Consider the following 21935-nt stretch of genomic DNA (forward strand, 5'->3'; position numbering starts at 1 on the left):
ATCAGTTCTTCGAGACCTAACCGGAGCCCGGTCCCAATCAGCAAATGCCAATCTTTAGTGGTTTTCTTTAGAACGAGAAGCTTCGTCGCTAGCAGCGCCGCCGCCCTCGTCAGTGAGCGGGTTATAGATCCGACGACCCGACTGAGTCAACAGCCATTTTTAAAAAAATGTCATTTTTCTCCAATGCCATGCGAGCAGATGCTCATGGCTTAAATTGCGGGCATGCATAGATTTTCAGCAGTCGAAACGGCGCTCTTGTTCACTCGTGCGTTTCACGCTGCTATGGCATTGCAGAACCTCATCAGGACGCCACCGACGTGATGGGTCTTTAGACGCCCGAAAATACCGAGAGCTCACATATATATATGGAAAAGAAACCCCGAGAGGACAGATCTGATAGCAGCACGCATGCGCCACTCCCTATTATAGAGGTGCTGGGTGATCTAACCGTGGCGCTCCGCAAGAACTCTTGTGCAGTCCTTTCCGCCCCACCGGGTGCAGGCAAAACGACCATAGTGCCGCTTACCCTGATTAAAGAGCCATGGTGCACGGGAAAGGTCATCCTGCTTGAGCCGCGGCGGCTGGCGGCGCGAGCTGCCGCTTCGCGCATGGCGGCGCTCAAGGGAGAGAGTGTCGGGCAGACGATCGGTTACAGAATGCGCCTCGACACGCGGATCTCGCAGGCGACACGGATCGAGGTCGTCACGGAGGGAGTATTTTCCCGAATGATCCTCGACGATCCGGAACTTGCCGGCGTTTCCGCGGTGATCTTCGACGAATTCCACGAACGCTCGCTCGATGCCGATCTCGGACTGGCGCTGGCGCTCGACGCACAGTCGGCGCTTCGAGAAGACCTGCGTATAATCGTAATGTCGGCAACCCTCGATACGGATCGCATCGCGGCATTGCTGAACGACCCTCCGGTGATCAAAAGCAATGGACGGAGTTTTCCGGTCGAGATCCGTTATAATGAAAGAAGCCAGCAGGAGCGTGTCGAGGACGCAGTCACGCGCGCGATCGAAAGCGCACATCGCGGCGAAGATGGCTCCATCCTTGCTTTTCTACCGGGACAGGCGGAAATCAGAAGGGTAACCGAGCGGCTGCAGGGCCGGTTCGATGCAGACACCGCGATTGCGCCACTTTATGGCAATCTGACACAACACGAGCAGGATCTGGCAATCAAGCCGGCAGCGCCTGGCAAGCGCAAGATCGTGCTCGCCACATCGATTGCAGAGACATCTATCACGATCGACGGGGTACGGATCGTCATCGACAGCGGATTGCAGCGTCTGCCGGTCTTCGAGCCTTCCACCGGAATGACCCGGCTGGAGACGGTACGGGTATCACAGGCTTCGGCCGACCAGCGGGCCGGACGTGCCGGGCGAACCATGCCGGGTATCGCCATCAGGCTCTGGCACGCGGGCCAGACCGCTGCACTGCCGGATTTCACGCCGCCGCAAATACTCGCGAGCGATCTCTCAGGTCTCGTGCTCGACCTTGCTCATTGGGGCGTGGTTGATCCGACAACGCTCGCCTTTCTGGATCAACCGCCCGGACCTGCGCTTTCCGAGGCAAAAGGCCTGCTTGTCCTTCTCGGCGCATTGGACGACACCGGCCGGCTGACGCCGAGAGGTCATCTTATCCGTCAGCTGGCCTTGCCGCCTCGGCTAGCGGCGATGGTCATCAATGCGGACGAGGAAGGACGCGGGCTCGAGGCAAGCCATCTCGCCGTTCTCCTGACCGAACAGGGACTTGGAGGAAACGATATCGATCTCGATGAACGGCTGCGGCGGTTCCGGGCCGACCGCAGCGAGCGGGCGCAAGCCAGCCGAGGTCTGGCCAGCCGGATAGCCGACAGTCTGCCAAACAAAGCAGCACAACAGACAAGCGGGTCAGCAGGCCCGCTTCTTCTCCATGCCTATCCCGACCGGATCGCGCTGCAGCGCGGCGGCAAGGGCCGGTTCATCATGGCCAACGGCCGAGGAGCGGAACTGCCGGAAACCGAGCGACTTGCCGGGGCCTCCATGTTGGTGATTTCCGACGTGAGCGGGAAAGCTGCGCGGCCACGCATTCTCAGCGCCGCGGAAATATCTCGTTCCGAAGTGGAAGCGGAGATGGGCGGTGCAATCCGGTCCGCAGAAGAATGTTTTTTCGACCCGGCCAGCCGTCAGGTTCGTGCGCGCCAAACCACCCGGCTCGGAGCAATCGTATTTAGCGAAAAACCCTTACCCAAACCGACCGGGGAACAGGCGGCACGGGCGCTGGCCGACGGCGTACGGCAGTTCGGATTGCACAGCCTGCCGTTTTCGAAGGAGACCCTACAATTCAGGGAAAGGCTGGGGTTCCTTCATCGATCGCTTGGCGAGCCATGGCCGGATGTCAGCGACGATGCGCTTGTAGCCCGCCTTGATGAATGGTTCGTACCCTATCAAGGCCATGCGTCCGCACTTACTTCGATATCGGCGGCGAGCCTTTCGGATGGGTTGCGTTCGCTGGTACCACACGAGTTGCTGCACACTATGAACCGGCTTGCGCCGACCCATTTCGAGGCGCCGACCGGCCAACGCCATCCGATCCAGTATGATGGCGCAGAACCGGTGCTGACAATCCGTGTCCAGGAGTTGTTCGGATTGAAAAATCATCCCGCGATCGCGAACGGCAAACTGCCGCTGCTTCTTGAATTGACATCGCCGGCACACAGGCCGATCCAGACGACACGCGATCTGCCCGGCTTCTGGTCCGGGTCATGGAAAGATGTTCGGGCGGAAATGCGTGGCCGATATCCCAGACACCCATGGCCGGAAAATCCGGTCGATGCCGCTCCGACAAGCCGCGCAAAACCCAAAGGTACGTGACAGGATGTCACGTACCATGAAATACTGGGTCGATTTTAAGAGGTTTGACCACTTTAAGGCACATATAAACAATGTCCGAAACAATATTGCATAGTACAGACATGACTTCATCGCAGGACGGCAAGATCGGCCATGTAAGCCGCAGCATCCGCCTACAAACCCTCGTCAGGCTGAGGTGGCTGGCCGTGGCGGGGCAGACGATAACGGTCCTGATCATCTGGGGCGTACTCGACTTTCCGATGCCTATCGCCCAGGCAACCATATTGATCGCAGCCCTTGCGGTCGCAAATCTCATTTTATCCGCTTGGTTTCCGGCCACCCACCGGCTTGGACCGAAATCAGCGCTTGCGTTGCTCTGCTTCGACCTTCTGCAAATGGGCGCGCTATTGTTTATCACTGGCGGGCTGGGCAATCCCTTTGCACCGCTGATCTGCGTGCCGGTCATCATAGCCTTTGCATCACAGCCATTGTGTCATTCGCTCGTGCTGCTTGTCTTCGCGCTTGTGTGCACGACGGTTTTGTCACTCTCTCCTTACCCGGTCCCGTGGTATGAGGGAGAGCATTTGCGTATCCAGCCGATCATGCAGCTCGGGGTATGGTTCTCGATCGCCTCGATGATGGTTTTTGCGGCTTTCTACGCTTACCGCGTTTCCCATGAGGCCAGCCTGCTTGCCGACGCTCTGGTGGCGACGGAAATGATTCTGGAGCGGGAAAAACATCTCGGTCAGCTGGATGGTCTGGCTGCTGCTGCGGCCCATGAACTGGGAACACCGCTTGCAACGATCAGCGTCGTCGCCAAGGAAATGGAGCGAGAGCTGGGGCAGGACGAGCGCTTCAAGGAAGATGTGCAACTGTTGCGCAGCCAGAGCGAGCGATGCCGCGATATCCTGCGACGCTTGACCTCACTGCCAGCGGAGGGCGAGGAGCATTTGCGGCGTCTGCCTTTATCGTCGATGATGGAAGAGGTGATCGCTCCGCACCGTCAGTTCGACATAGACATCAGACTGGTGCAGAAAACCGACGGTGGCCATGAACCCATAGGCGTGAGAAACGCAGGAATTCTCTATGGGCTTGGCAATCTGATTGAAAATGCGGTCGATTATGCCAAGAATGAGGTGGTCATCTCGGTGGAATACGATGACCAGCGGGTGGCGATCATGATCGAGGACGATGGTCCAGGCTATTCTGCCGTTATCCTCTCGCGTATCGGCGAGCCTTATATGACATCCCGGACGCGCGAGCGGAGTGAGCATGCCGGCGGATTGGGTTTGGGGCTCTTCATCGCCAAAACCCTGCTGGAGCGATCCGGCGCATCGATCCGCTTCAGCAATCGCGGCGACGGACAGGTCGGTGCACGCATTCGAATAGAATGGCCAAGATCAATTATGGACAAGCCAATTTGATCTAGCTCCAATTTTATCGCGTTCTATATGATAATTGGGGTCCATCGATCCCGGAGAATGAAGATGGAAACAACACTGCAGCAATCCAATCCTCAGAATGAGGACTTTATTGGTTCCGACCCTTCACTGTTGATCGTTGACGACGATGGACCGTTTCTGCGTCGCCTAGCACGGGCCATGGAAACACGAGGCTTTACCGTTGAGGCCGCGGAAACAGTCGCCGAAGGTATTGCCAAAGTGCGCCAGCGGGCACCGAAATACGCCGTGGTGGATCTTCGGCTGGGCGACGGCAACGGCCTCGACGTCATCGAAACCATCAGGCAGTTCCGTCAGGATACACGCGTCATCGTACTGACCGGATACGGAAACATTGCGACTGCCGTCACTGCGGTCAAACTTGGTGCCGTCGACTATCTTTCCAAGCCTGCCGATGCGGATGATGTGTTCAACGCCTTGACGCAGCGTCCCGGAGAAAAGGCTGACCTGCCGGAAAATCCGATGTCGGCAGATCGCGTGCGTTGGGAACATATCCAGCGCGTCTACGAAATGTGCGAACGCAACGTTTCGGAAACGGCACGACGCCTCAACATGCATCGCCGCACTTTGCAGCGCATCCTGGCAAAGCGGGCACCTAAATAAGGCGCCCGCCGCGACTTGCGGGCTGCGGGACTTATGTAATTGCGGCAGAGAGGCAGGCCACGCCCTTGACTAGGTCTCTATGTCGTCGAAGCTCTTGCCGGTAGACCATTCCGCCATCATCAGGCGGTGCGCCGCTGTACGCGAAAAATCGAGCATCAACGCCTTGCGGGTCGCCGGCGCAATCTTGTGTTGGGATGCGTCACGCAAGAGATGCGCCCCATAACCATCCGACAACATCAGGCCGCAGTCTTCAGGGAAAATTTCGAGCGGGACATCCCTGTGCGTTGCAAAGATCAGCCGGTCGCAATAAGTCCGATATTCCGGCCACTTGCGGTCGATACGGAAATCCTCGATCGAGGTCTTTATCTCGACAATCCAGATTTCTCCCTTATCGGATACGGTGATCAGGTCGGCCCTTCTGCCATTCGGCAAGACCAGTTCGGGCAGAACAGCATGCTTCATATCGTGAAGCAGGATTTGAGCGCCCTTGCGGACCATCATCGCGCGGGGCGACTGACGGCCATCGATCAAAGGGTTGTCGTTCACGACATTCAATATCGTCATGCCTGTTCCTTAGCCATTACAGGTGGGCAGCATTGTGAATGTTGCAAAAAGACAATGGGCTTTTCAATTCGACTGCTGCCGACGCGCTGAGCGCTTGCGCAACTTGCCAACCGCAATCGAATGGAAAATAACGGTTTCGACGGCGGCTTGACGCCATTTCAATCGATAGTTTCACCAAGAGATATCCATGCGCTTTCGCAACAGCATGCTCGCACTCGGCCTGTTGGCAACCGCCGCCCTGGCCGGCTGCTCGACCACGTCCGAAACAGCCCAGACAGATGCACCGGTTCGCATCGAAACGGCCCAGATCTTCACCGATTCCTACGGATCGGTGACCGATGCAGGCTATACCCTGCCGGCCATTCCGATCAACCGGGTCAAGCAGGAGTTCGTCCGCCAGATCGTGAACTACGAAACTGCGGAAAAGCCGGGTACGGTTATCGTCAATACCCGCGAACGCCATCTCTATTACATCCTGCCGGGCGGCCGAGCTGTGCGCTATGGCATCGGCGTCGGCAAGGCTGGTTTTGCATGGTCGGGCACGGCCTATGTTGCCTGGAAGCAGGAATGGCCGACATGGCATCCGCCGAAAGAAATGGCAGCCCGCAAGCCGGATGTCGCCAGATACGTCGAAAACGGCATGGGTCCAGGCCTGAACAACCCGCTTGGCGCACGCGCCATGTATCTGTTCAACGAAAAGGGCCAGGACACGCTGTTTCGCCTGCACGGCACGCCGGAATGGGCCTCGATCGGCACGGCGGCTTCATCCGGCTGCATTCGCCTGATGAACCAGGACGTTATCGACCTTTACAGCCGGGTGCGTCCGGGCAAGGCAACCAAAGTCGTCGTGGTCCAGTAGGACTGACGGGATACCGAAATCAAAAAGCCGCCGAGAACATTCCCGGCGGCTTTTTTACTGCGATGACATGAGCCTAGATCTACCGGCCGTCACCCTTTCCTGTGCCGTAGCTTTGCCTGCGAGATTACGGGTATCAAGGCGCGGAAAGCCCACGGCGGTTCGGTCAGGATTGTGGATGTGCCATCCGCGGGCGGCCCGTTGCAGTGGCAACGATGCGCGCTTCAACGAGTTTTCGTCCGCCTTCAACTTCCGGTGCCACATTCTCCTTTTCGATGGAAATCAGGATGCCCTGGGCCTCTTCCTGTCCGGCCTTGCGCCGCGCTGCAATGACTGCCCGCTCCTCAGCGGCTTCTAGCGCACTCGCTTCCCCGATTATCGTGGTTGTCTCACCGGCACCGGTTACAATATAGACACCTTCTTCCGGCGAAGTGATGGTGACCGTCGCCGTAACCCTTATATGGCCGACGACAGCGCCGATGGCGTTGGCAACATCCGCATCAGAAGGAATGATCGATTCGGCTCCAAGCATATCGGCAATTGCAGGATAATAGACCGGTGCCGAAGCGCCTAGACCGACAAGCGGACGGTCAAGCGAAATGGAAAACCGGGCGATACCCGGTACGCGCTTCAATGCCCGATCAACCGCAAGCGAGACCGATGGGTTGACTGATTCGGCACCGTCTTCCGCAAGGCAGGCCGAAAGCAAGATCTCGGAAGATTGCCGGGTCAGCCTCGCGACGATTTTGCCGGCCAAATCTTCTGGTGACGTGGCGATCTCGCGTCCCGCGCCGGTCTTCTTCCGGGCTGCGAGCTGCAGCCCCAATCGTGCGGCATCGGCATTCCACTGGCCTTGGCGACCAAGAACATGCAGCGCGTCAGATGGTGTGATGCCGCTCAAGTATACGAGCCCACGGCCCACAAGCCGGTCGAGAACCGATTTCTGGGAATTCATTGTGAGTAATGCATTCAAAGCCACGGGTGCCGAGCCGATCCGCGCAAGAAGCGCCTGTTCCTGCGGTTGAAGGATCCCAGCCAAGGCTTCGTTCAAAGCGATCCGGACGGCGAAACGGCCATCGTGGCGACCAGTATGGGTGGCGCGTAGCTGCATATCGATAGCCGACAGAACGCTATCGCCATAGGTGGCCGCCAGAAGGCTGAGAGGCAGAAGACGTCGAGGACCGAGCGTGATTTTTGCCTCTAGCCCACGGTCATCGATATGAACTTCCGAATCACCGCCGAGGCCGAAAGTGCGCAAGGCTACGGCCTCCACCATCGTATTGTGACCGCCGACATTTGCGCCATCAAGCGCAAGCTTCGGCTTGCCGCCCTGAATTATCGCGACATCCGTCGTGGTGCCACCGATGTCTGACACAACTGCCTCATCCAGCCCGGTGAGATAGCGAGCACCCACAAGGCTTGCCGCCGGACCGGAGAGAATGGTCTCGATCGGGCGTAGCCGTGCCTCGCCAGCGGACATCAACGCGCCGTCGCCTCGCACGACCATGAGGGGCGCATGGATGCCGGATTTTTCGAGAAAATCTTCGGTCGAACCGATCAGTCGGTCGATGATAGACACCAGGCGGGCATTGAGCAGCGTCGTCAAGGCGCGCCGCGGTCCACCCAGTTTCGAGGAAAGCTCGTGGCTGCAGGTGACGGGCTTGTGGCTCAGTTCGCGGATCCGATCCCTAACGCTGATTTCATGAGCCGGATTCCGGACGGCAAAATATCCGGCTACGGCGAAGGACGAAACCTTCGGGCCAAGTGTCGGGAGAGCCTCTTCCAGCATCGTCATCTCTAACGGCGTTTCGTTGCCGTGGACATCGTGGCCGCCAGGCAGGAAGATCACCGGATCGGTACCGAGCGCTTCCGAGAGCCCCCCTCGGGCGATATCTTCCGGGCCGAAGCCGATCATGACAAGCGCTGCCCGACCCCCCTGCCCTTCGACCAAAGCATTGGTCGCAAGCGTCGTGGACAGCGAGACCATCGCGATTTCCGCGGCCGGGATACCACTCCTTGCCAGTACCGCTTCGACAGCACCCGAGATTCCTTCGGAAAGATCATGCCGAGTGGTGAGCGATTTCGCCTTGGCGATCACCCCCTCATCCTCGCGGAAAAGAACCGCATCCGTGTAGGTGCCGCCGGTATCGATGCCGAGAAGAAGAGGTGAAACCACGCAAGAATTCCCAAACCCTTATGCAGCAATCAATAAAGCATGAGGCGGCAGGATCAGTCGACCGGCAAAGACATCTCCTGTCGCGGTCAGGACCTCAGGCTGACCCGCATCGGCATGCCGTCCTGCGGCTGGGTTGTCAGTTTCTGCACCGGCCAGATCTTTGTACCCGGCAGGGCATCGAAGCGGTAACGCTTCATCAGCACGGCGAGCGCAATCACCGCTTCCTGCATGGCGAAGGTCGCGCCGATGCAGGTGCGCGGGCCGGCACCGAAGGGCAGATATTGGAAGCGGCCGATCTTGCCGCGGTTTTCCGGCAGGAAACGTTCCGGCATGAAGGCGCGCGGCTTTTCCCAGTAGAGTTCATGACGATGGAGCGTCCAGGGCATGACGAGGATGGTGACGCCCGCTTCAATCTCGATGCTCTCGCCTGTCGGGCTCGTCCATTTGTCATCCGCGATGGCCGCGCGGTTGAGCGAAGGTGCCGGCGGATAAAGCCGCAGGGCCTCTTCAAAGGAGGCGCGCACCCAGGGCATCAGTTCCAGCCACTCGACCGGCTCCGCACCGGTGGCAAGTACCCGGTCGATTTCCTTCTCCATCGCTTCGCGCACGTGCGGTGAATGGGCGACGCAATAGAGCGTCCAGGCAAGCGCGCGAGCGGTGGTCTCATGGCCGGCACCGATAAAGGTGAGGATATTGTCTTCGATCTCATCCAACGAAAGGCCGTTCGGCCCTTCGAGTTGCAGGAGCAGCGTCAAGAAATCCTCAGGGACGTCATCCGGCATCTCGCGCATGCGCTTCTGCCGCTCTCTCATCGTGTCGGCGACGATCTTGCGGAATTTTTCGAGCACCTTGCGGCCACCGATGCGCGTCAGGCGCGGCACCCAGGGCGGCGCGCGCAACAAATCCATCGGGTCGACGCGGCCCATGCGGTGAAGCAGGTTGTCCACGTCATCAGAAAAATTGTTGCTCTCGGTGACGATCTGGCCCGAGAAAAGCGTTTCGGACAGGAGGGAATAGGCCAGTTCCGTCATATCGACGGAGATATCGTGGACTGCGCCGCCGGTGCCGACGGTCGCATATTTCTCCGCATATTCTTCCGACTTCGCCAGCATCTGGCCGGCAAAGCCGCGCGAATGCCGTGGCGTGAAAACCGGCGCCATCGCCTTGCGTGAGCGTTTCCACACCGGGCCTTCCGCCGTCAGCAATCCGTCGCGCAGGATCGGCCGCAGGATCAGTTGCCGGATTTCCGACATTTCGTAGTTTGCGGCGTTGTCGACGAGGACATGGCGGATCAGCCCGGGATCGTTGACGATCAGCGTGCGTTCCTTGAAGAATTTCGTCTTGATCCACGGCAGCGTATAGGACGGCACACCCCACAGTTCCAGCGGGTTGCGCATGACCGTGCGGATGATCTCCAGCCTGGACGGCGGGACGGTGCGCGGCACGGGTGCCGGCGGCACAAAAGGGTCGGGGCGCATGTCCAAAAGCAACGCTCCTCTTCAGCTCCTGATCAGACGAATATCAGGACTTAGAGCAGCGATTTCAACTCGGCGATCTTGTCGTTGACGAGCCAGCCGTAATAATTCTCTTCCGGCAGACCGCCACGAGCCTTCAGAGCCGCCGCACGCTGTGCCGAACCGCCGGTATTGTAGAGCGTCGAGGTGATGCCGGGATTTTTGGAAATATCAACATCGGCGATCTGTTTGTAATCATCGATCGACCGACGGATATTGGCCGCCATATAGGCGAGCGACTTGTCGGGATCCATGATCGCTTCATAGACCTCCGCGGCGTCGTTTTCATCCAGCTTCGAATAACCGGACGTGCGCGACACCATGTCGGACAACATCATCGCCGTCAGCGGATTGACCTGGCCGAGACCAAAGGTCTGGCCGGCATAAAAGGGCTGGAAGAAGACCGCGCTGAAACGGTTGTCGGGATAAGACTTTCCATCGACCTTTTTGCCGCGGAACGATTTTTCCCATATGCCTTCGCGGCAATTCCACAGCGCGTAGGAACCGGACTTGTCTTCACAGGCGGAAAACTGCGGGTGCGTCAGGAATTCGGCGATGGTTTCGCCGTCATAGGCAAAACGGAAAGCGTTTCCTGCGTAAGCTGCCGCCTTGACGTAATAGCTCTGCAGCCTGTCATAGGCGTCGACATTATAGGTATGCTCGCCGACGATAGCGCCGACCATGTGGATCGGATCGATGCCATAGGCCGCTGCGGTGGACTTGATCTTGCCGATCAGCGCCTTGTCGGTTGCCAGAAGCTCACGGATCTTGTCGTATTTGTCGTCGAAAGTTGTGCGGCCAGCGCGGGTACGGCGCACGGAAGCGCCGGGGATCTTGGGCTGCACGGCATTGCGATTGCCTTCCGGCACGATGGTCATGGCCATGACCGGACCGGTCGAGGAAGCCGCCCAGGCGACAGTCAACAGCAATGCAATAAGGGTGCGTTTCAAGATTTTCCGTGTCCCAGCGTTTATCTGCGCCACTGCCGGCTCCAGAAACTGTGACAGGTCGATCTGGCAAGCCGCTCGCGTCTTCGCGAAAGCGCGTCACCCATACGTTAAGACATATTGGAATGTCGAGATAAAGACGTTCAAAAAGGCGTCAAGGCAGAGATGCGTGGCAACCGAACGTTGCCCGGTTGCCACGCATGAGCATTAGAGAATGTAGCGCGACAGGTCGGTATCGGCCGCAAGATCGCCGACATGCTTGCGGACATACTCGGCATCGATCTTCACCGACGTGCCGCCCTGATCCGGAGCGGTGAAGGAGATTTCATCCAGCACGCGCTCCATCACCGTCTGCAGGCGGCGGGCACCGATATTCTCGACCGTGGAGTTCAGATGAACCGCGACGTCCGCCAAAGCATCGATCGCATCGTCGGTGAATTCCAAGACCAAGTCTTCCGTTCCCATCAGCGCCTTGTACTGGCGGATGAGACTGGCCTCGGTTTCCGTCAGGATGCGGCGGAAATCTTCCTTGGTCAGCGGACGAAGCTCGACGCGGATCGGCAGACGACCCTGAAGTTCCGGCAGTAGGTCCGAGGGTTTTGATACGTGAAAGGCGCCCGATGCGATGAAAAGGATATGGTCGGTCTTCACCGGTCCATATTTCGTCGAAACGGTCGTGCCTTCGACCAACGGAAGCAGGTCGCGCTGCACGCCTTCACGTGAAACACCGGCACCCATGCCGCCGTCGCGCGCAGCGATCTTGTCGATCTCGTCGAGGAAAACGATGCCATCGTTTTCAACCGAACGCACAGCTTCACGCTGAATGACTTCGTTGTCGATCAGCTTGTCGGATTCGTCCCGGATAAGTTCGCCATACGACTTCGCGACAGTCGTCTTCACCTTTTTGGTGCGACCGCCCATGGCCTTGCCGAACATTTCCGACAGGTTCAGCACACCGATATTGGCGCCGGGCATGCCGGGGATTTCGAAACCACCGGGCATGCCTGAGCCGCTATCAGCCACTTCGACCTCGATTTCCTTGTCGTCCAGCTCACCGGCGCGGAGCTTCTTCCGGAAGCTGTCGCGGGTTGCCGGCGATGCAGTCGAGCCGACAAGCGCATCAAGAACGCGTTCCTCAGCGCTCTGATGCGCCTTGGCTTGAACCTCGGTGCGCTTCTTTTCACGCACGAGGCCGATGCCGATCTCGACAAGATCACGGATGATCTGTTCGACGTCGCGGCCGACATAACCGACCTCGGTGAATTTTGTCGCCTCGACCTTGATGAAGGGCGCGCCGGCGAGCTTAGCGAGGCGGCGGGAGATTTCCGTCTTGCCGACACCGGTCGGGCCGATCATCAAAATGTTCTTCGGCATCACCTCATCCCGCAGGCTCTCGTCGAGCTGATGGCGACGCCAGCGGTTACGCAGCGCAATTGCAACGGCGCGCTTGGCATCGTGCTGGCCGATGATGTGGCGGTCGAGTTCGGAAACGATTTCGCGGGGAGAAAAATTGGTCATGTGATCCTCTCGGCTTTCCCGTTGCGGCCGGCCAATGCGGCCCGGTCCGCGGGACCCTTGTGGGAATGGATGATTATTCGGCGTCGAGCGTTTCGACGATGAGATTGTGGTTGGTATAGACGCAGATATCGGCTGCGATATCGAGTGCCTGACGCGCCACGTCTTCAGCGGACTTTTCGCTGTCCATCAGGGCGCGGGCTGCGGCGAAGGCGTAGTTGCCACCGGAACCGATGGCGATCGCGCCGTGTTCCGGTTCAAGTACATCACCATTGCCGGTAATCGCCAGCGTCGTGGACTTGTCGGCGACCAGCATCATGGCTTCAAGATTGCGAAGATATTTGTCGGTGCGCCAGTCCTTGGCGAGTTCGACGGCGGCGCGCATCAACTGGCCGGGATATTGCTCGAGCTTCTTTTCAAGACGGTCGAGAAGGGTGAAGGCATCTGCCGTGGCGCCGGCGAAACCGGCGATCACATCGCCACCCTTGCCGATGCGGCGCACTTTGCGCGCGTTGCCCTTCATCACGGTCTGGCCAAGGCTCACCTGACCGTCACCGGCCATGACGACCTTGCCGCCCTTTCTGACTGTAATAATCGTTGTCATCAATACACCTGTCTGCCCCTTTAAAAGCGGGCTCTTGCACCGAAGAAATCCCGCCAAACCGCTCTGGCTTTGCCGGGATCGTGTTGACACCTATGTAAGTGACCAACGAACGAATACAATCTCGCAGCTTCCAATCGACAAGGTGTCGCAAAGCCCCGTGCTTTTGCTGGATATTTCAGCTTCCGGCTGATAAGGAGCGGCGAGAAAAGCATGGAGCAGAGCCTGATGGGCGAAACCGCAGCCGCACGCGTGGGAAGCGTTTCCCGCAAGACCAACGAAACTTCCGTTTCCGTTTCCGTCAATCTGGACGGCACCGGCGTGGCCAAGATTTCGACGGGCGTGGGCTTTTTCGACCATATGCTTGACCAGCTGGCGCGACATTCGCTCATCGACATGGAAATCGACGTGAAGGGTGACCTGCAGATCGACGATCACCATACGGTCGAGGATACGGGGATCGCGATCGGCCAGGCGATTTCCAAGGCGCTCGGCGACCGTCGCGGCATCACCCGTTATGCTTCGCTCGATCTTGCCATGGACGAGACGATGACCAAGGCTGCGATCGACGTGTCGGGCAGGCCCTTCCTCGTCTGGAACGTCGTGTTTTCGGCACCGAAGATCGGCACGTTCGATACGGAACTGGTTCGCGAATTCTTCCAGGCGCTGGCCCAGAATGCCGGGATCACGTTGCATATCCTCAACCATTACGGCGCCAACAACCATCATATCGCCGAGACCTGCTTCAAATCCGTGGCGCGCGTTCTGCGCGTTGCGACCGAAATCGATCCGCGACAGGCCAACCGCGTTCCGTCCACCAAGGGAACGCTTGCCTGACGCTTCCGGGAGATCATCCTTGAGAAGCTATCTCGTTCTGATACCGCCGAATGGTCCCGACAGGGATCACCGCTCGACGCTTTTCGTACCCGACGGGTTTTCCTGGATGGCGCTCATCTTTTCCTGGATCTGGCTGATCTGGCATCGGCTTTGGCTTGCGGGAATTTTCGCGCTCGTGTTGCAGGTCGCCGGAGCCTTGCTGATGGGCACACAGGGCTTCTGGCTTGGCGGATTGCTGCTCGGCTTTGCAACACATGTCCTCGTCGCGCTCGAGGGCCGCAACCATTACGCCAACTCTCTTGTCCGCCGTGGCTGGACGCTCGAAAGCGTGATCGGCGCGACGGACAGGGAGACCGCGGAAGAAATCTATTTTTCCGCCCTACCGCAGAAAGAGACGCAGCCCCTGCCCTCTTCCGCGGACTGGGCCAAGACAAAACAGCCGCCCGTTTCGGGCTGGCAGGGTCCGGCTCTCGGACTTTTCGATCACGGAGGACGCTGATGCGCGTCGCAATCATAGACTACGGCTCGGGCAACCTGCGCTCGGCCACCAAGGCATTCGAACGGGCGGCTCGCGAAGCCGGCATCGATGCTGCAATCGAGCTGACCGACAGGCCGGATATCGTTGCCGCTGCCGACCGCGTCGTGCTGCCGGGTGTCGGCGCCTATGCGGATTGCCGCGCCGGTCTAAAGGCCGTTTCGGGCATGAACGAAGCGCTCATCGAAGCGGTCGAAACCAAGGCCCGCCCCTTTCTCGGTATCTGTGTGGGCATGCAGCTGATGTCGTCGCGCGGGCTGGAAAAGACCACGACCGAGGGGCTTGGCTGGATCAAGGGCGATGTCGTCGAGATGACGCCGTCCGATCCAGAGCTGAAAATCCCGCAGATCGGCTGGAATACGCTGGAACTTGCCGCGCCTCACCCGCTGTTTGATGGCATTCCGACCGGACGGGGCGGGCTGCACGCCTATTTCGTCCATTCCTACCACCTTGCCGCGACCAATCCGGCCGAAGTGATCGCCACGATCGAGTATGGCGGGGCAATGACGGCATTCGTCGGGCGCGACAACATGGCGGGTTCGCAGTTCCATCCGGAAAAGAGCCAGAAGCTCGGCCTCGCCCTGATTTCCAATTTTCTGCGCTGGAAGCCTTAAGGTTCGCGCATCTATTCAAGGACCAAGAAGATGATCCTTTTCCCGGCTATCGACCTCAAGGACGGCCAGTGCGTGCGCCTCAAGCTTGGCGACATGGAGCAGGCGACCGTCTACAATCCCGACCCTGCAGCGCAGGCGAAAGCCTTTGAAGACCAGGGGTTCGAGTGGCTGCATGTGGTCGATCTCAACGGCGCATTTGCCGGCGAGAGCGTCAATGGCGCTGCTGTCGATGCTATCCTGAAGGCGACGAAGAACCCGGTGCAGCTCGGCGGCGGTATCCGCACGCTCGATCATATCGAAAGCTGGCTTTCCCGAGGTTTGGCGCGGGTGATCCTCGGCACGGTCGCCGTGCGCGATCCGGCGCTTGTCATTGAGGCCTGCAAGCAGTTTCCGGGCAAGGTCGCCGTCGGCATCGATGCCAAGGGCGGCAAGGTCGCAGTCGAAGGCTGGGCGGAAGCCTCCGAACTCGGCGTGATCGAGCTTGCGAAGAAATTCGAGGGCGCCGGCGTTTCGGCGATCATCTACACCGATATCGACCGCGACGGCATTCTGGCCGGGATCAACTGGGCTTCGACGCTGGAACTGGCCAATGCCGTCTCTATTCCAGTCATCGCTTCGGGCGGGCTTGCCTCTCTCAGCGATATCAGCCGGATGCTCGAGCCGGATGCGGCCCGCCTCGAAGGTGCCATTTCCGGTCGCGCGCTTTATGACGGCCGTATCGATCCCACCGAAGCACTGGCGCTAATCCGCGCCGCGAAAGGTCGTGCAGCATGACCCTTAAAGCCCGCGTCATCCCCTGCCTCGACGTGAAGGACGGCCGTGTCGTCAAGGGCGTCAACTTTCTCGATCTGGTCGATGCCGGCGATCCGGTGGAGGCGGCCAAGGCCTATGATCTGGCCGGTGCGGACGAGCTCTGCTTTCTCGACATCACCGCCTCTTCCGACAATCGCGAGACGATCTTCGATGTCGTGGCCCGCACGGCTGATCATTGCTTCATGCCGCTGACCGTCGGCGGTGGCGTGCGCGCGGTTGGCGACATCCGCAAGCTGCTGCTGGCCGGTGCCGACAAGGTTTCGATCAACTCGGCGGCGGTGAACAATCCCGATTTCGTCGCTGAGGCTGCCGACAAGTTCGGCAATCAGTGCATCGTCGTGTCGATCGATGCCAAAAAGGTTTCGGCCGCGGGCGAAGCGAACCGCTGGGAGATCTTTACCCATGGCGGCCGTAATCCGACGGGGATCGACGCGATCGATTTTGCTGGCCGCATGGTCGAGCGCGGGGCCGGCGAGCTGCTGGTCACTTCGATGGACCGTGACGGCACCAAGGTCGGATACGATCTGGAACTAACCCGCGCGATCGCCGATTCGGTGCGCGTGCCGGTGATCGCATCGGGCGGCGTCGGCGATCTCGACGACCTCGTGGCTGGCGTCAAACAAGGTCATGCGACGGCGGTTCTCGCCGCATCGATTTTCCACTTCGGCACCTATACGGTCGGAGAGGCCAAGCGCTATATGGCCGATCACGGCATCGCCATGCGTCTCGACTGAGTTTCGGGAGCGGAGGACAAAGACTTGAGCGAATTCACTCTCAGCGATCTCGAAAAGATCGTCGCGGCGCGGGCGAAAGCTTCGCCGGACGAATCCTGGACCGCAAAGCTTGCTGCCGCAGGCCAGACCAAAGCCGCCAAGAAGCTTGGCGAAGAGGCGGTGGAGACGGTGATTGCCGCGCTTGCCCAGGACAAAAAGGACCTCACCTCTGAAAGCGCCGACCTGCTCTATCATCTGTTAGTCGTATTGAATATCGCAGGGATTCCATTGCAGGATGTGCTGGACGAACTTCAACGCAGGACCGCGCAATCCGGACTGCAGGAAAAGGCGAGCCGGCCCAAGTCATGAGTAGCGCACCGCAGCCCGTCGAAGTGTCGGAAGTCAGCCCGATGACAGAGTTTTATTCGCCCTATCATCACTTTACAGCGAACGAGTGGGCCAAGTTTCGCGCCGATACGCCGCTGACGCTGACGTCCGATGAAATCGCACGGCTGCGCTCGCTCGACGACCCGATCAATATCGATGAGGTTCGGCAGATCTATCTGTCGCTGTCTCGCCTTCTGTCGACCCATGTCGAGGCATCTCAGCAGCTGTTCCGGCAGCGAAACCGGTTCTTGAGCCTGCCTGATGTTTCGAAGACACCCTTCATCATCGGCATTGCCGGATCGGTCGCCGTCGGCAAATCGACGACGGCGCGCGTGCTGAAGGAACTTTTGGCGCGCTGGCCATCGAGCCCGAAGGTGGATCTGATCACCACCGACGGCTTTCTCTATCCGAACGCCGTTCTGCAACGCGAAGGCCTGATGCAGCGCAAGGGGTTTCCGGAAAGCTACGATATCGGCCAGATCCTGCGGTTTCTGTCGGCGATCAAGGCTGGTGAACCGAATGTCAGGGCACCGCAATATTCGCACCTGACCTATGATGTCCTGCCGGACGCCCATACGCTTGTCGACCGGCCCGATATCCTGATCTTCGAAGGCATCAACGTGCTGCAATCGCGGCCGCTGCCGGCGGACGGCAAGATCGTGCCGATCGTTTCGGATTTCTTCGACTTCTCGATCTATATCGATGCGGACGAAGAGCAAATCCATCAGTGGTATGTGCAGCGCTTCATGAAGTTGCGCGAGACCGCTTTCCGCGATCCGACATCGTTCTTCAAGAAATATGCGGCGATCGACACGGATGCGGCATTGGCCGTCGCCGAAGGGCTTTGGGAAAACATCAACCTCAAAAACCTTCGCCAGAACATTATCCCAACCCGTCCCCGCGCCGACATCATCCTGCGCAAGAGCCGCAATCATTTCATCGAGACGGTCTCGCTCAGGAAGCTTTAGAGAGCGCTAGATTCGTGCGTTTTCTTGTCGACCTGTCGTCCACTATTGCCAGTCTGACCATCGCGCCTGCGAAAACGGCCGGCGGCAAGATCCCTATGCCGATGCCCTGGCCATTGAGGACATGCAGGAAAAGCGGCCAAAGATACGCCACCGCGATCGGCCAGCGTGGCAAACGCCGATCGGCGAGGAAAAAACAGGCCACGGCAAGGCAATAGGGTATTGCATCGTAGGAATATGCGTAGGGTGTGGCGAGAATTGCCAGAACGCCTGTCAGAAGGGCGCGCAGGCGATTGTCCATCATGAACTCGGGTCGCCAGATCCGAACTGAGGCTATAATCGCCAACAAGGTTACGAGAGCCTGTAGAAAATAGGCCCCCGCGATACCAAACCCCAGCCATCGGCCCAGAATGAAGGCCGTCAGGGCATTTTTGTGATAGGGTTGCGGATAGTCCGCCTCCATGATTTTCCGCATGAGAGGTCCGGTCTCTTTGAAAAAGCCGGTCCATACCTCGAAACCAAATAGCAGGCCCGTCAGGACGATGAGCACGATCGTGGTGAGGATCGCCGCCATGATGGCCCGGTATTGCCCTGCTGCCAGAAAACAGAATGGCAACAACAAACCGAGATGCGGCTTGATCGTAAGCAGGCCGGCCAGAATGCCCGCCAAAACGGGCCGGTGGGGCAGGAGAAGCAAAGTGCCGATGAGAAGTGCAGCTGTGAGAGCGCCGTTCTGGCCGAAAATCGAGTTCATCACCGCGGCAGGCGAGAAAAGCAACGCCAGTGTCACAATGGCTGGAAGCCTCAGGTTCTTCACGGCTAGGTAGAGGCAAGCCAATGTTGCCACCGTCCAGATGCCGTAGGCCAATGGCAATGGCAAAAGCGACAGGGGAACGCCGATCAACAGTATCGACGGCGGATAACTCCACTCCTGATCCGGCAGGCCGGAGCCAAACCATCCGCGCAGCGCCAAGCGATAGGCCTCGACATCGAATAGGGCATCCACCCGGCCTTCGGTTGCGAGCCGTCCTCCCGACCAGAGATTGGTAAAATCCCAATAGGCTAGCCGCTCGGAAAGAACCGAGTAGCCATCAGGGCGGAATGTCCATAGTTGAAGGTGATAGACGAAGCCGACAAGAATGCCGCAACCAGCGATCACCGCCGCAAACTGAAGATCCTGCCTGTCGCGCACAACGTCTTTACCCTTGCCGGTATTGCCCGGCGTCCAAACTAGGTCACTCGCCTTAACGTCAGATTGATCCGCCCGCCGTTTTTCAGCAGCGTAGAAGTTCCCGGATAGAGGCGGTCCACGCCATGGAAGGCGAGCCTGCCCTCCCCGCCGAGCAGCACGATATCGCCACTCTGCAGCTTGAAGGAACTGGTCGGATCCTTCCGCTCCAGACCGCCGACGCGAAAGAGGCAGCTATTGCCGAGCGAAATCGACAGAACGGGCGCGGCAAGCTCGTTTTCATCCTTGTCCTGATGCAGGCCCATCTTCGCGTCGTCAGTATAGAAATTCACCAGACAGGCTTCGGGCGGTTTCGAATATCCGGCCAGTTTCTGCCATAACGCCATCAATTCAGGAGGAATGGCTGGCCAGGGTCTTCCCGTCTGGGGGTGGGTGGGTTGATATCGATAACCGCGCTCCTTGTCCGTCACCCAGCCTAGCTGCCCGCAATTGGTCATCCTGACCGACATCGGCTTGCCGGTACCGGGCATGGCAGGCGTATAAAGGGGTGCTTCGGTAACGATCCGGCGGATGATCTCGACCAGATTTTCCTGTGCGGGACGATCCAGATAGCCAGGCAGATGGCGAATTCCGTTCAGCAAGGTCGCCATATCCGTCTCCCTGTTCAGTCGCCAGTTGGCTTGCCGCGCATTTTCTTCACATCCGAACGGCCGGATTTCGCCTTCAGCCGTCGTTCCACCGAACCCTTCGTCGGTTTCGTCGCCTTGCGGACGGGCGGCGGCGGCTTGGCGGCTTCGAGGATCAGTTCCTTCAGCCTTTCGCGTGCATCTTCGCGGTTACGCTCCTGACTACGGGAGCGGCTTGCCTCTATCATCAACACGCCATCCTTCGACACCCGTTTCCCGGCAAGCTTCAAGGCATTCGTCTTCACGCGATCCGGAAGCGACGGAGAGTTCACGAGGTCGAAGAACAGCTGAACGGCAGTCGAGACCTTGTTGACGTTCTGGCCACCGGGACCGCCTGCCAGCACGAACTGTTCGGTCAGTTCCCATGCGGCGATGGTGATGCGGCTGTTGATGATGAGGGGATTGCTGGCCATGATATTCTCCGGCGCGCATCTTTCCCACAAACGTGGACAAAAGAAAACCGCCGGTCAGGTGTTACCCGACCGACGGTTCCACGTGAATCACACGTTTTGCGCTTACTCGGCGGCGATCAGCAATCCAGGCGCGGCATCCTTGACCTTGGCATCGACGTGAGCCTCGAACTTTTCGAAGTTCTTGATGAACATCGAAACCAGCTTTGCCGCTTGGTTGTCATAGGCAAGGCTGTCGGCCCAGGTCGAGCGCGGATCGAGGATCGCGGTTTCGACGCCATCGACCGAAACCGGAACCGCGAAGCCGAAATTGGCGTCGGTGCGGAATTCGGCATTCTTCAGGCTGCCGTTCAGGGCAGACGTCAGCAGCGCACGGGTGGCCTTGATCGGCATGCGGCGGCCGGTGCCGTAGGCGCCACCGGTCCAGCCGGTATTGACCAGCCAGCAATCGACCCCGTGCTTGGCGATCAACTCCTTCAACAGGTTGCCGTATTCGGCCGGATGACGCGGCATGAACGGAGCACCGAAGCAGGTGGAGAAGGTCGCTTCCGGCTCGGTTACGCCCTTTTCCGTACCGGCGACCTTGGCGGTATAACCGGAGAGGAAGTGGTACATGGCCTGTTCCGGCGTCAGCCTGGCTATCGGCGGCATGACGCCGAAGGCATCCGCCGTCAGCATGATGATCGTCTTCGGGTGCGGCGCAAGGCCGGTTTCCGAAGCGTTCGGAATGAAATGCAGCGGATAGGCGCTGCGGGTGTTTTCCGTCAGCGAATTGTCGTCGAAATTCGGCACGCGGTTCTCGTCGAGCACGACATTTTCGAGCACGGTGCCGAAACGGCGGGTCGCGGCATAGATTTCAGGCTCGGCTTCGGCCGAAAGCTTGATCGCCTTGGCATAGCAGCCGCCTTCGAAGTTGAAGACTCCGTTTTCGCCCCAGCCATGCTCGTCATCGCCGATCAGCGTGCGGGCCGGATCGGCAGAAAGCGTCGTCTTGCCGGTGCCGGAAAGGCCGAAGAACACGGCGGTATCCCCTTCGGCGCCGACATTAGCCGAGCAATGCATGGGCATGACGCCCTTGGCAGGCAAAAGGTAGTTGAGGACAGTGAATACCGACTTCTTGTTCTCACCGGCATAGGATGTGCCGCCGATGAGGACGAGGCCGTTGGCGAGATCGCAGGCAATCACGGTCTCCGAACGGCAACCGTGACGCTCCGGATCAGCCCGGAAGCTCGGCAGGTTGATTATGGTCAGCTTCTGTTCGAAGGAGCCGAGGGTATCGCGCTTCGGGCGGATCAGAAGATTGCGGATGAACAGCGCATGCCATGCGTACTCAGTGACGACACGCGTGGGAAGCGCGTTATCGGCATCGGCTCCGCCGATCAGGTCCTGGACGAAAAGCTCCCTGCCTGCTGCATGGGCGAGCATATCGGCCTTCAGAACGGCAAAATGCTCCGGAGACATGGGCTTGTTATTATCCCACCAGATCTTGTCTTCGGTCACGGCATCGCGCACGACGAACTTGTCCTTCGGCGAGCGGCCGGTGTGCTGGCCAGTGACAGCGCGCAACGCGCCATCGGCGGTCAGATCGGCCTCGCCGCGGCGAATGGCTTCTTCGTAAAGCTCGACCTCAGACAGGTTGTAGTTGACGCGAGAAACCTTATCGAGGCCGATCGCTGCTACGCCATTTGCCGGGTTATAAAGTCCAAGCTGCTCCAT

21 protein-coding genes are annotated in these 21935 nt (G+C 59.1%); 11 read left to right on the forward strand and 10 right to left on the reverse strand.

Annotated elements, in window-relative coordinates; genetic code table 11:
* Window positions 1-365 precede the first annotated feature (365 nt).
* The 3 genes from hrpB (at window position 366) to MRBLMR1_RS28295 (ending at window position 4897) form a co-directional block, all read left to right on the forward strand.
* A complete protein-coding gene (gene hrpB, locus MRBLMR1_RS28285; RefSeq protein WP_148143863.1) occupies window positions 366-2855 on the forward strand; it encodes an ATP-dependent helicase HrpB in 2490 nt (829 codons plus the stop codon).
* Window positions 2856-2956: 101 nt separating this feature from the next.
* Window positions 2957-4258 carry an ActS/PrrB/RegB family redox-sensitive histidine kinase gene (locus tag MRBLMR1_RS28290; RefSeq protein WP_148143862.1) on the forward strand — a complete coding sequence of 434 codons (1302 nt, stop codon included), beginning with the start codon at window positions 2957-2959 and terminating at the stop codon, window positions 4256-4258.
* 63 nt (window positions 4259-4321) lie between these two features.
* On the forward strand, window positions 4322-4897 hold the full coding sequence (locus MRBLMR1_RS28295; RefSeq protein ID WP_148143861.1) for an ActR/PrrA/RegA family redox response regulator transcription factor: 576 nt from the start codon (window positions 4322-4324) through the stop codon (window positions 4895-4897).
* 69 nt (window positions 4898-4966) lie between these two features.
* Here the strand turns inward: MRBLMR1_RS28295 and MRBLMR1_RS28300 are convergent, their stop codons facing one another.
* Window positions 4967-5461 (reverse strand): MmcB family DNA repair protein, encoded by a 495-nt coding sequence (locus MRBLMR1_RS28300; RefSeq protein WP_148143860.1) that lies wholly within the window; start codon window positions 5459-5461, stop codon window positions 4967-4969.
* Window positions 5462-5648: 187 nt separating this feature from the next.
* Between MRBLMR1_RS28300 and MRBLMR1_RS28305 the strand changes: the two genes are divergently transcribed.
* A complete protein-coding gene (locus MRBLMR1_RS28305) occupies window positions 5649-6320 on the forward strand; it encodes a L,D-transpeptidase (RefSeq protein WP_148143859.1) in 672 nt (223 codons plus the stop codon).
* Window positions 6321-6483: 163 nt separating this feature from the next.
* Here the strand turns inward: MRBLMR1_RS28305 and MRBLMR1_RS28310 are convergent, their stop codons facing one another.
* The 5 genes from MRBLMR1_RS28310 to hslV form a co-directional block, all read right to left on the reverse strand.
* Complete coding sequence (locus tag MRBLMR1_RS28310; protein ID WP_500067055.1) at window positions 6484-8493, reverse strand: hydantoinase/oxoprolinase N-terminal domain-containing protein; 2010 nt, start codon at window positions 8491-8493, stop codon at window positions 6484-6486.
* Between the two features lie 86 nt (window positions 8494-8579).
* On the reverse strand, window positions 8580-9977 hold the full coding sequence (locus tag MRBLMR1_RS28315; RefSeq protein ID WP_148143857.1) for a cytochrome P450: 1398 nt from the start codon (window positions 9975-9977) through the stop codon (window positions 8580-8582).
* A gap of 44 nt (window positions 9978-10021) precedes the next feature.
* Window positions 10022-10957, reverse strand: a complete 936-nt coding sequence (locus MRBLMR1_RS28320; protein ID WP_183686856.1) for a DUF1402 family protein — start codon at window positions 10955-10957, stop codon at window positions 10022-10024.
* Window positions 10958-11161: 204 nt separating this feature from the next.
* A complete protein-coding gene (hslU, locus tag MRBLMR1_RS28325) occupies window positions 11162-12472 on the reverse strand; it encodes an ATP-dependent protease ATPase subunit HslU (protein ID WP_148143856.1) in 1311 nt (436 codons plus the stop codon).
* Between the two features lie 73 nt (window positions 12473-12545).
* Window positions 12546-13073 carry an ATP-dependent protease subunit HslV gene (gene hslV, locus MRBLMR1_RS28330; protein ID WP_148143855.1) on the reverse strand — a complete coding sequence of 176 codons (528 nt, stop codon included), beginning with the start codon at window positions 13071-13073 and terminating at the stop codon, window positions 12546-12548.
* A gap of 225 nt (window positions 13074-13298) precedes the next feature.
* On the opposite strand from hslV, the gene hisB reads away from it, so the two are divergent.
* The 7 genes from hisB to coaA are packed head-to-tail and all read left to right on the forward strand — an operon-like array spanning window position 13299 to window position 17937.
* Window positions 13299-13907: an imidazoleglycerol-phosphate dehydratase HisB gene (gene hisB / locus MRBLMR1_RS28335; RefSeq protein WP_148143875.1), complete on the forward strand. Its 609-nt coding sequence runs from the start codon at window positions 13299-13301 to the stop codon at window positions 13905-13907.
* Between the two features lie 19 nt (window positions 13908-13926).
* Entirely contained in the window at window positions 13927-14406 is a 480-nt protein-coding gene (locus MRBLMR1_RS28340) for a DUF2628 domain-containing protein (protein ID WP_148143854.1), read from the forward strand.
* The gene (hisH, locus tag MRBLMR1_RS28345; protein ID WP_148143853.1) at window positions 14406-15056 is read left to right on the forward strand and encodes an imidazole glycerol phosphate synthase subunit HisH; all 651 of its coding nucleotides are present in this window, start codon (window positions 14406-14408) and stop codon (window positions 15054-15056) included. The genes MRBLMR1_RS28340 and hisH overlap by 1 nt, the downstream gene beginning before the upstream one ends.
* A 30-nt stretch (window positions 15057-15086) precedes the next feature.
* Entirely contained in the window at window positions 15087-15830 is a 744-nt protein-coding gene (gene hisA / locus MRBLMR1_RS28350) for a 1-(5-phosphoribosyl)-5-[(5-phosphoribosylamino)methylideneamino]imidazole-4-carboxamide isomerase (protein WP_148143852.1), read from the forward strand.
* Window positions 15827-16603, forward strand: a complete 777-nt coding sequence (hisF, locus tag MRBLMR1_RS28355; RefSeq protein WP_148143851.1) for an imidazole glycerol phosphate synthase subunit HisF — start codon at window positions 15827-15829, stop codon at window positions 16601-16603. Before hisA ends, hisF begins: the two co-directional genes overlap by 4 nt.
* Window positions 16604-16627: 24 nt before the next feature.
* Complete coding sequence (locus tag MRBLMR1_RS28360) at window positions 16628-16951, forward strand: phosphoribosyl-ATP diphosphatase (RefSeq protein ID WP_148143850.1); 324 nt, start codon at window positions 16628-16630, stop codon at window positions 16949-16951.
* Complete coding sequence (gene coaA / locus MRBLMR1_RS28365) at window positions 16948-17937, forward strand: type I pantothenate kinase (RefSeq protein ID WP_148143849.1); 990 nt, start codon at window positions 16948-16950, stop codon at window positions 17935-17937. Before MRBLMR1_RS28360 ends, coaA begins: the two co-directional genes overlap by 4 nt.
* Here coaA and MRBLMR1_RS28370 read toward each other — a convergent pair.
* The 4 genes from MRBLMR1_RS28370 to MRBLMR1_RS28385 form a co-directional block, all read right to left on the reverse strand.
* Window positions 17924-19126: a glycosyltransferase family 87 protein gene (locus MRBLMR1_RS28370; RefSeq protein ID WP_148143848.1), complete on the reverse strand. Its 1203-nt coding sequence runs from the start codon at window positions 19124-19126 to the stop codon at window positions 17924-17926. The two genes, coaA and MRBLMR1_RS28370, sit on opposite strands and share 14 nt — an antisense overlap.
* A gap of 38 nt (window positions 19127-19164) precedes the next feature.
* Window positions 19165-19773: an alpha-ketoglutarate-dependent dioxygenase AlkB family protein gene (locus MRBLMR1_RS28375; protein WP_148143847.1), complete on the reverse strand. Its 609-nt coding sequence runs from the start codon at window positions 19771-19773 to the stop codon at window positions 19165-19167.
* Window positions 19774-19787: 14 nt separating this feature from the next.
* Complete coding sequence (gene arfB / locus MRBLMR1_RS28380) at window positions 19788-20222, reverse strand: alternative ribosome rescue aminoacyl-tRNA hydrolase ArfB (RefSeq protein ID WP_148143846.1); 435 nt, start codon at window positions 20220-20222, stop codon at window positions 19788-19790.
* Window positions 20223-20324: 102 nt separating this feature from the next.
* Entirely contained in the window at window positions 20325-21935 is a 1611-nt protein-coding gene (locus tag MRBLMR1_RS28385; protein WP_148143845.1) for a phosphoenolpyruvate carboxykinase, read from the reverse strand.

The organism is Neorhizobium sp. LMR1-1-1.1 (assembly GCF_040675795.1).
GTDB classification, from domain to species: Bacteria; Pseudomonadota; Alphaproteobacteria; order Rhizobiales; family Rhizobiaceae; genus Neorhizobium; species Neorhizobium cellulosilyticum.

Excerpts from the sequence above, each read along its gene's own strand:
- hisH (WP_148143853.1), top strand. The coding sequence starts at position 14,406 with ATGCGCGTCGCAATCATAGACTACGGCTCGGGCAACCTGCGCTCGGCC.
- MRBLMR1_RS28385 (WP_148143845.1), bottom strand. The coding sequence starts at position 21,935 with ATGGAGCAGCTTGGACTTTATAACCCGGCAAATGGCGTAGCAGCGATC.
- hslV (WP_148143855.1), bottom strand. The coding sequence starts at position 13,073 with ATGACAACGATTATTACAGTCAGAAAGGGCGGCAAGGTCGTCATGGCC.
- hrpB (WP_148143863.1), top strand. The coding sequence starts at position 366 with ATGGAAAAGAAACCCCGAGAGGACAGATCTGATAGCAGCACGCATGCG.
- MRBLMR1_RS28295 (WP_148143861.1), top strand. The coding sequence starts at position 4,322 with ATGGAAACAACACTGCAGCAATCCAATCCTCAGAATGAGGACTTTATT.
- coaA (WP_148143849.1), top strand. The coding sequence starts at position 16,948 with ATGAGTAGCGCACCGCAGCCCGTCGAAGTGTCGGAAGTCAGCCCGATG.
- MRBLMR1_RS28305 (WP_148143859.1), top strand. The coding sequence starts at position 5,649 with ATGCGCTTTCGCAACAGCATGCTCGCACTCGGCCTGTTGGCAACCGCC.
- hisA (WP_148143852.1), top strand. The coding sequence starts at position 15,087 with ATGATCCTTTTCCCGGCTATCGACCTCAAGGACGGCCAGTGCGTGCGC.
- hisF (WP_148143851.1), top strand. The coding sequence starts at position 15,827 with ATGACCCTTAAAGCCCGCGTCATCCCCTGCCTCGACGTGAAGGACGGC.
- arfB (WP_148143846.1), bottom strand. The coding sequence starts at position 20,222 with ATGGCCAGCAATCCCCTCATCATCAACAGCCGCATCACCATCGCCGCA.
- MRBLMR1_RS28300 (WP_148143860.1), bottom strand. The coding sequence starts at position 5,461 with ATGACGATATTGAATGTCGTGAACGACAACCCTTTGATCGATGGCCGT.
- MRBLMR1_RS28290 (WP_148143862.1), top strand. The coding sequence starts at position 2,957 with ATGACTTCATCGCAGGACGGCAAGATCGGCCATGTAAGCCGCAGCATC.
- hslU (WP_148143856.1), bottom strand. The coding sequence starts at position 12,472 with ATGACCAATTTTTCTCCCCGCGAAATCGTTTCCGAACTCGACCGCCAC.
- MRBLMR1_RS28375 (WP_148143847.1), bottom strand. The coding sequence starts at position 19,773 with ATGGCGACCTTGCTGAACGGAATTCGCCATCTGCCTGGCTATCTGGAT.
- hisB (WP_148143875.1), top strand. The coding sequence starts at position 13,299 with ATGGGCGAAACCGCAGCCGCACGCGTGGGAAGCGTTTCCCGCAAGACC.